This window comes from Microcoleus sp. B4-C2 (assembly GCF_036705265.1).
In the GTDB taxonomy this organism is placed as follows: Bacteria; Cyanobacteriota; Cyanobacteriia; order Cyanobacteriales; family Microcoleaceae; genus Microcoleus.
The window spans coordinates 19,922-27,010 of sequence record NZ_JAUBUB010000019.1; the positions used below are offsets into that span (position 1 = coordinate 19,922).

The following is a 7,089-nucleotide window of genomic DNA, read 5'->3' on the forward strand; positions in this document are numbered from 1 at the left end:
TGACAACTGACAACTGACAACTGACAACTGACAACTGACTAATGTTTTTCGCCCAAAATAGCATAAACCACAGTCTCTTCTTTTTTGCCGCGCAATTGAATTGAGCCTACTTTTTGGCCTTCGTAGCGATCGCGCACGTAAGAAAAAGTCCTCGCCGTCACCAACAAATTAAAAGGACTGTCAGAAACAATTTCCTTATTCATCGCCTCCAATCTAGCAGCAACATTGACAGCATCGCCGATCACAGAATAATTCAAACGCCGGGAACCGCCCACGCTACCAGCAACTAACTGTCCGGTATGCAACCCGATGCCAAACTTAATTAAAGGTTTGCGTTCAATTCTAAGCTGCTGATTAAGTTGGTGCAGCCGTTCGTGCATCGCAATACAAGCCGCAACTGCATTCAAAGCATCTTGTTGAATTTCTGCATATTCGCTATGGCAAAAAGGCACTCCAAAAACTGCCATAATTGCATCACCGATGTATTTATCTACAACGCCACCGTGATCCATAATACAGTTAGTCATCGCTTCCAAATAATTGTTCAGCCAGGTGAGCAAATCCCGCGGTGGCATTTTTTCTGAAATTGAAGTAAAACTACGAATATCCATAAACAGCACCGTTGCTGTAAGTTCTTGAGGTTCGAGTTCTCCCTGTTCAAATATCTCAGCTTTGCGTTGCCAAATAAGCTGAGCAGTCTCTGGATCGACGTGCTTTTCAAATAACCTCATCAACTGCTGCTTTTCGTACTGTTCCCGAAGTTGCAAAGCAGTGCTAGATAAAATGAGAGTGCCGATAGGTGCGGCAATCGGAACCCACCAAAAAAAGAAGCCAAATAACAAAGCGGCAGCCCCAATCCAAATTATAGGCAAACCGAGAGCGATCGCAATTCTCTCTTTAACACCTCGGTTGCCCAGAACCAAAGCGGTAAGCGGGCCAATCCCCAACAATAACAAAATTTCTACGAGTACCGGCAGCCGCTGGAGCAAGCGTTGATTGAGCAAATTGTCAATCAACGCTGCATATAAATAAACCCCAGCCGTAGTCTTGTTTAGAGGTGAAGATATCGGATCGAAACCGGTAGCAACTATGCCCACTAAAACTAACTTATTAGTCAGAGAATCTGCTGGAATTCTACCTTCTACGACATCAACAAAAGCATAGGTAGGTAGATTTTCTGTTTTCCCTGGCCAGTTAACCCAGACTTTTTTTTCCTGCTTATTTTTGGACTGTGGGAGCAATACTGGATCTTGGGGATTAGCAGCATTGTACCTGTGAGTCATTGCTAAACCGAAATTAGGAATCCCGTTGAGAAAGATTTTTGACTCGCGGCTAATACCGTCGCTATCGGGTTCCTGGCCGATGTGGCCGACACCTGCGGCTGCTGCTTTTAAAGATGCTACGGGTTCTTCTTTGGTGGTTTTAGCGAGTACAACTTTGCCGTTGGTGGCGATTGCAGCGGCTAAAATATCATCTTTCGGACTTGGATCGAGGAAAAGAATGTCAAAACCAACGGCTGTGGGGGGAGATTTTTTCAGTGCTTCTAGCAGTTGGGCGTAGCGGTTGCGAGGCCAAGGAAATTGACCGTATTCTTGCAAGGAATGCCGTTCGATCGCAATTACCGCAATTCTCTGATCCCATCCGGGATTTGGCAAAATTCCCGATTCTCGAATTTGAAAGAGAGTTTTGTATCCCAAATATTCAAGGGGTTTCCACATTCCCAATTGCAGCATGGCGACAGACATTAGACCTACTACTGCCCCTGTCATCCAGGGAGGATTTGTGAATACATATTGCCGCAAGCCGATCAGTTGATTCTGTTTGAGATGATCGATCCATTTTTTGAACTTCATGCAATTAATTAGACGCAATAATTGACATTCGAGTCCGAACTTCGAGAGGAGTGGGAGTCAATCGATTTTAGATTTTAGATTTTAGATTTTAGATTGACCCCACGGATAAATTCGGGGGATCCTTTATCGGATACAGGTTTTTTACTTCTGGACGGATGAATCCGGGGGCTTGTATCCTGGATGCTTGATTGTCATGAAGTTTTACAATACCGTAAGGGCGAAGGGTGGGGGCAAAATTTATTTATTTTGACTACCGAGATTCATCGCAAAATGCTTCGCACCTACACAAAATAATCAACCCAGATAAAACTTAGGATCTAACTCACATCTTGCACCCTTGTCAAGAACAGGCTTTTTCGTGGGGTCGGGCGGGTTTATAGAACCTATTTGCAAGCTTTAAGGCTGTTGGCGAACCCGCCCCTACGGCTTATTGAGAATGGTGCAACATCTCAGATATAACTCAAGTCCTCAGAGACGGCCCGCGTAGATTACTCGCGACGATAGGTTGTTTAGCGAACTGCGAAGCTGTAATGCCTTTCTGTGACTGACGGGCCTCGCACTACGATTTTGAGGCGGCGACTTGGAGGTAAAATTCCTTGGATTTTGAAGTTGCCTTTTCGATCGATCTTAATCTCTTCGTTGTGGACATAAACTGTGTCGATCGGGTTAATTTGACCGCTGAGGCGATAGATATTGCCGCTGACTCTCAATAAACTGCGGACTTTGAGTTTAGCTAGGCGAGGGCTGGCTGAGGGCGCCACGGGGGAGGTTTGAGGGAAAATAGTCGTGGAGTTGCCGCTGTTGAGAACTACTTCCGAGTCGGTGTTGCCGGATACTACGACTGCACCTTCAATAGTTTCGACTGCGGTTTTGCCGCCGCCGACGCTGACGCCAAAGGATGTGCCGCGGACTCCGGCAACGCCTTCTGGGGTTTCAACCCTGATTGGGGCGGTTCTGGCAGAACGGGTTTGTTGGGCAATTTGACTGGATTTGCCGAGTCCGCTGAAGGTATTGAGGGCGGCTATTTGGTTCGGCGGGATAATTGTTGAGGTGGTGGCTGCGGGAGTTGCAGCAGCAGTTTTGCCGATCGACAACCTGACTCGCCCCCTGCTGACAAAAATGGCTGTGCTTTTTTCGCCGCCTGCACGGCTTGACAAATCGGATATTCTGAGTGTGGTTTTTTCGGCAACTTCCACGGTGCCGATGTTGTTGTCGATGCCTAAACGGGCTGTGGAATTGGGGCCGGTGATGATTTCATCTCCGGGGGCGAGTAGCCGATCGCCCACGACCGCTGGCCGGCCTTTAAAGCTGACTGTACCGCTAATTTCTTCTATTTCGAGCGATCGCGCGGCCGCTGTTCCCTGGGCGTTTATCGTCTCTGCTGGGGATGAATTCGCCGCCAATATTGCCGGATTTTTTGGAGATTTTGAGGCGGTTGGCAGTGCTGGCGGTCGAGCGACTGAGACAATTTTAGTAGGGTTTGACGGCTGTTTGGGGGATGGAGAGGGCGGACTGGCGATCGTCCCACGAAAGGGCGACAGACTCGCCAGCACAGCCAAGGACAAACTTAGGAGCGGAATTTTGGTCGATCGCCCACAGGTAAAAATTTTATTCATAATTTCAATTTTGTCATATTGAAGTTTCTAGACTTCCTTTCCTGTATCAGACACCCTAAATCCGGCAATCGTTCCATTTTTTACGCCGTAACACAGCAGCAAAAATAAACTTTATCAGCCTGAAAGTTTAGCATTAAAACTTCTTTTTTGGGTCAGATTTTAGTAAAGTGTTACAACATGACCGTTTCCTAAAATCTGACCTTCGGGAAATTTGGCAAACCAGACTCAAAGTCCTTTACAGCATGAAATTTCGCCGTTGTCAACGTCAGAGAGGGCAGATTTATATATAGCAAACATAAAATTAATTACTGCTTTTGAATGTCTTTTGGCTTCTGCCTGAAGGATGACTAATTGGGGAGAAATCCTGTAGTTGTGGCAATTAATAAAAAACTTCTTTTTGCGAATCACTAAAAAATAATTATCTAAGTGGTGAACAGCCTCTGCCAGTGGAGCTTGCCGCTGTGGAACATTATGAAGCAAACCCAAGCGAATCAGGGTAGACGATCGACAAACTCCGACTAGAATACCGTCTTTTAGGGAAAGTTGGTCGAAATTTCGATGGAAAATCATAGCGAGCGATCGCCTGCGGGTGTGGCTGTTCCGAAGTAGACGCCAAACTGTAAAATAAACGGTTGTATATAGGTTATATAGAGCAGGAGAACAATTTCAGTGGCAATAGAAGTAGGTCAGAGAGTGAAGGTGCGCCGTCTCAGAGATCGGATACCTGCAAATATGGTGGGCAAGATAAAGGAGAATCCAGTAGGCACTGTTGACGGATTCAGAATGGTTGACGGTAGCGGAGTAGGCGTGGTTGTCAAGTTTGACGGTTTTGCGACTTGGTTCTTTGAAGATGAGCTAGAACCCGTTTAACAGATGTAGAAGGAAGAGGGGCACGACACGGATTCGGACACGGATACACGGATTGAATTTAACTGTGTTTCCTTTCGTCTCCCACTCTCCCCCTCTCCCACTCTCCCACTCTCCCCCTCTTCCCCTCTCCCCCCTCCCCCACTCTCGCTGAAGGTTGCGCTTAAATGTTAAAGAGTAAGCTTTGGCAGTGAGAACAGAAAATGGCTTTGATTTTGACATTTTTGGGCAAAGGCGGCACTGGCCGCAGTACGATCGCGATCGCAACAGCTAAAAAATATGCCGCTCAAGGCAAGCGAGTTCTGCTGCTCGGCCAAGATCCGGGCCCTGCATTGGGTATCCTGCTAGGGGTTCCCCTGACTCTGTGCCCCCAGGAAATCGCCCCCAACCTCAAAGCAGTTCAGGTGCAAAGCGGGCCACTGCTAGAACGCAGGTGGGACGAAGTTAAACAACTAGAAGCTCAATATGTCCGCACTCCCTTTTTCAAGCAGATTTACGGTCAAGAATTAGGGGTGTTACCGGGAATGGACAGCGCGCTGGCGTTGAACGAAGTTCGGGAATACGACGACAGCAAACAATACGATGTAATTGTTTATGACGGCAATGGCGGCATGGATACGCTGCGGATGCTGGGAATGCCGGAAATTCTGAGTTGGTACATCCGCCGCTTCCGCCAAGCTTTGGTAGATTCGGATTTGGGTAAAGCTTTGTCGTCGTCGCCTTTTATTCAACCGCTTGTCAGTACGGTGTTGACGGTGGATATGTCGGGAGACAATGCTTTTCAATCTACTAAGCAAGTCGATAATCTTTTGGATAAGGGTAAGGAAGCGCTGGCAGATCCGAACCGCACGGCGGCTTTTTTGGTGACGACTGGGGATGCAAGTGCGATCGCAACTGCCCGCTATCTTTGGGGAAGTTCTCAACAAGTTAGTTTGACTGTGGGCGGTGTCATTGTTAATCAAGCATCGGTTACAGAAGCTATTACTGCCGATTTTGATCCTTTGACGGCTGTTTCGGTTCCGGCGCACAGTGACAATAATTGGCAGCCGTTAATTGATGCTTTGCCAGATTTTTCGGAGGCTGCAAAAGCTCCCAAACCGATTAACATAAACATTGCACAGCGTCAAGTTAGTTTGTTTTTGCCTGGGTTTGACAAGAAAGAAATTAAATTGATTCAATCGGGGCCGGAAGTGACGATCGAAGCGGGCGATCAGCGGCGCAATATTTTGCTGCCTCCGGCGCTGACTGGGAAGTCTGTTACTGGTGCTAAGTTCCTGAATGGTTACTTGATTATTTCTTTTTAGGGTGAGGAAGAAGGCACTCTAAGAGATTTTGACACGGATACACTGATGAATTATCGAGTTCTCTAATATCATGTCTCGTTGATTCGCGAGCGTATAATTTGTGCGATCGTAGTGGCGGGTTTCACAAACCATAATCGCCTGAAACAAACAATCTCGAAAACCCGCCCTCTCTCCCCACGGTAAATCGAAATGTACATTCAGATTGGCCGTGGGGCGGGGGCGGGTTTATATAGATTGTTGGTCATCGTTATATATTGTTGATGAACCCGCCTCTACGAACCAAAGGTACATTCAACCGCCAAATCTGCTACAATATCCAGACAGGTTTCACGATTACTGGTAAAGTTAATCCCTAACTTCCAAACCATCGACTTTTATGAAAGGAAGAGATATTATTAGTCTGCAAGCCCTTGGCGCTGCTTTAGCTAAACTAGATTCATCTGTCCAGCTTGGCGAGTTGGAAGAGAATATAAGTCGTCAGATATTGGCTTTAGAAAAATTAGCCGAACAAAACAACACTCTGAACGAAATTTACACAAGAGAACGCCTCGACTTAAAAGAGCAGTACCAAGCAAAATCAAAAGACAAACGATACCAGCCGACAAGTGACAGCATTTACAGCACGGATGCTGCAAATTTAAGCCCTTCCTTTCCTCAGCCGCCAGGAGAAGTGGAGAATCCCTCTGAAATAGCTAAAGCCTTTGACAATTTAATTGCATCTTTTAATAAAATCAAAAGCCTGTACGCGGTTGAAAACCCTATAGAAAGTTTTCAAATCATCATCGAACAAGAAGCGATCGCACCTTTGATTCTGGAAGGTTACGATCACATTCGAGCGCTATTTCCTACGGAAAGATTAGGCTTGGAAGTGAAAACCGATCCAGAAATTGCCAACTGGCGATCCCTGTGGATTACCATTTACACCCAACTCGAAGTCGATGAAGCTTTTGCAAAGTTAAAAAATCTCGATCGCACTTGGTGGCTAGACGCGAGTCCTGTCATTCCTAACAATATACTAAACATTGACTTGGGGTGGGAATGAAATTCGATTGGGAGGAATACTTTAATTTAGCAAAAGAGTTAGCTGGAACCAGTGAAGAAGCAAAATTGCGTTCTGCTGTAAGTAGAGCCTATTATTCTGCGTTTTGCCTAGCACGGAATTACTTGCGCGACATTCAACAAGATCCCAGACTGTCGCGCAATAAAACTTATGATATCAATGAACATCAATATGTAGCTGAAAATTTTATTTACAATCAATCAAAATGCCAGACAATGATAGAGATAGGCAAAGATTTAAGTCGATTGAGAAAAATGAGGAATAAAGCTGATTATGAAGATACTATGTTTAACTTACAAAAAGAAGCAAAAACTGCGTTAATGCTAGCTGAGAATATTATTTCAGCGTTAAGTAAGTTAACTCAATAATCCGGTAAATCTGAGATGTTG

7 protein-coding genes are annotated in these 7,089 nt (G+C 45.8%); 4 read left to right on the plus strand and 3 right to left on the minus strand.

The window, feature by feature from the left end:
• Window positions 1–38: 38 nt before the first annotated feature.
• From QUB20_RS08855 to QUB20_RS08865, 3 genes are all read right to left on the minus strand, one after another.
• Complete coding sequence (locus QUB20_RS08855) at window positions 39–1,853, minus strand: adenylate/guanylate cyclase domain-containing protein (RefSeq protein ID WP_333244389.1); 1,815 nt, start codon at window positions 1,851–1,853, stop codon at window positions 39–41.
• A 509-nt stretch (window positions 1,854–2,362) separates the two neighbouring features.
• Window positions 2,363–3,469 (minus strand): FecR domain-containing protein, encoded by a 1,107-nt coding sequence (locus tag QUB20_RS08860; protein ID WP_333244386.1) that lies wholly within the window; start codon window positions 3,467–3,469, stop codon window positions 2,363–2,365.
• 225 nt (window positions 3,470–3,694) lie between these two features.
• Window positions 3,695–4,039 carry a hypothetical protein gene (locus QUB20_RS08865; protein WP_333244383.1) on the minus strand — a complete coding sequence of 115 codons (345 nt, stop codon included), beginning with the start codon at window positions 4,037–4,039 and terminating at the stop codon, window positions 3,695–3,697.
• 99 nt (window positions 4,040–4,138) lie between these two features.
• Here QUB20_RS08865 and petP point away from each other — a divergent pair, with 99 nt between their 5' ends.
• The 4 genes from petP (at window position 4,139) to QUB20_RS08885 (ending at window position 7,068) form a co-directional block, all read left to right on the plus strand.
• Window positions 4,139–4,339 (plus strand): cytochrome b6f subunit PetP, encoded by a 201-nt coding sequence (gene petP / locus QUB20_RS08870; RefSeq protein WP_333054278.1) that lies wholly within the window; start codon window positions 4,139–4,141, stop codon window positions 4,337–4,339.
• Between the two features lie 200 nt (window positions 4,340–4,539).
• Window positions 4,540–5,640 carry a Get3/ArsA fold putative tail anchor-mediating ATPase NosAFP gene (locus QUB20_RS08875; protein WP_333244381.1) on the plus strand — a complete coding sequence of 367 codons (1,101 nt, stop codon included), beginning with the start codon at window positions 4,540–4,542 and terminating at the stop codon, window positions 5,638–5,640.
• A gap of 376 nt (window positions 5,641–6,016) precedes the next feature.
• Window positions 6,017–6,682, plus strand: a complete 666-nt coding sequence (locus QUB20_RS08880) for a hypothetical protein (protein ID WP_333244379.1) — start codon at window positions 6,017–6,019, stop codon at window positions 6,680–6,682.
• Complete coding sequence (locus QUB20_RS08885) at window positions 6,679–7,068, plus strand: HEPN domain-containing protein (protein ID WP_333244376.1); 390 nt, start codon at window positions 6,679–6,681, stop codon at window positions 7,066–7,068. Before QUB20_RS08880 ends, QUB20_RS08885 begins: the two co-directional genes overlap by 4 nt.
• The last annotated feature ends 21 nt before the right edge of the window (window positions 7,069–7,089 follow it).

What these genes read in the sequence shown, in the direction of transcription:
- QUB20_RS08885 (WP_333244376.1), top strand. Translation starts at nt 6,679, where the DNA reads ATGAAATTCGATTGGGAGGAATACTTTAATTTAGCAAAAGAGTTAGCT.
- QUB20_RS08880 (WP_333244379.1), top strand. Translation starts at nt 6,017, where the DNA reads ATGAAAGGAAGAGATATTATTAGTCTGCAAGCCCTTGGCGCTGCTTTA.
- QUB20_RS08855 (WP_333244389.1), bottom strand. Translation starts at nt 1,853, where the DNA reads ATGAAGTTCAAAAAATGGATCGATCATCTCAAACAGAATCAACTGATC.
- QUB20_RS08860 (WP_333244386.1), bottom strand. Translation starts at nt 3,469, where the DNA reads ATGAATAAAATTTTTACCTGTGGGCGATCGACCAAAATTCCGCTCCTA.
- QUB20_RS08875 (WP_333244381.1), top strand. Translation starts at nt 4,540, where the DNA reads ATGGCTTTGATTTTGACATTTTTGGGCAAAGGCGGCACTGGCCGCAGT.
- QUB20_RS08865 (WP_333244383.1), bottom strand. Translation starts at nt 4,039, where the DNA reads ATGATTTTCCATCGAAATTTCGACCAACTTTCCCTAAAAGACGGTATT.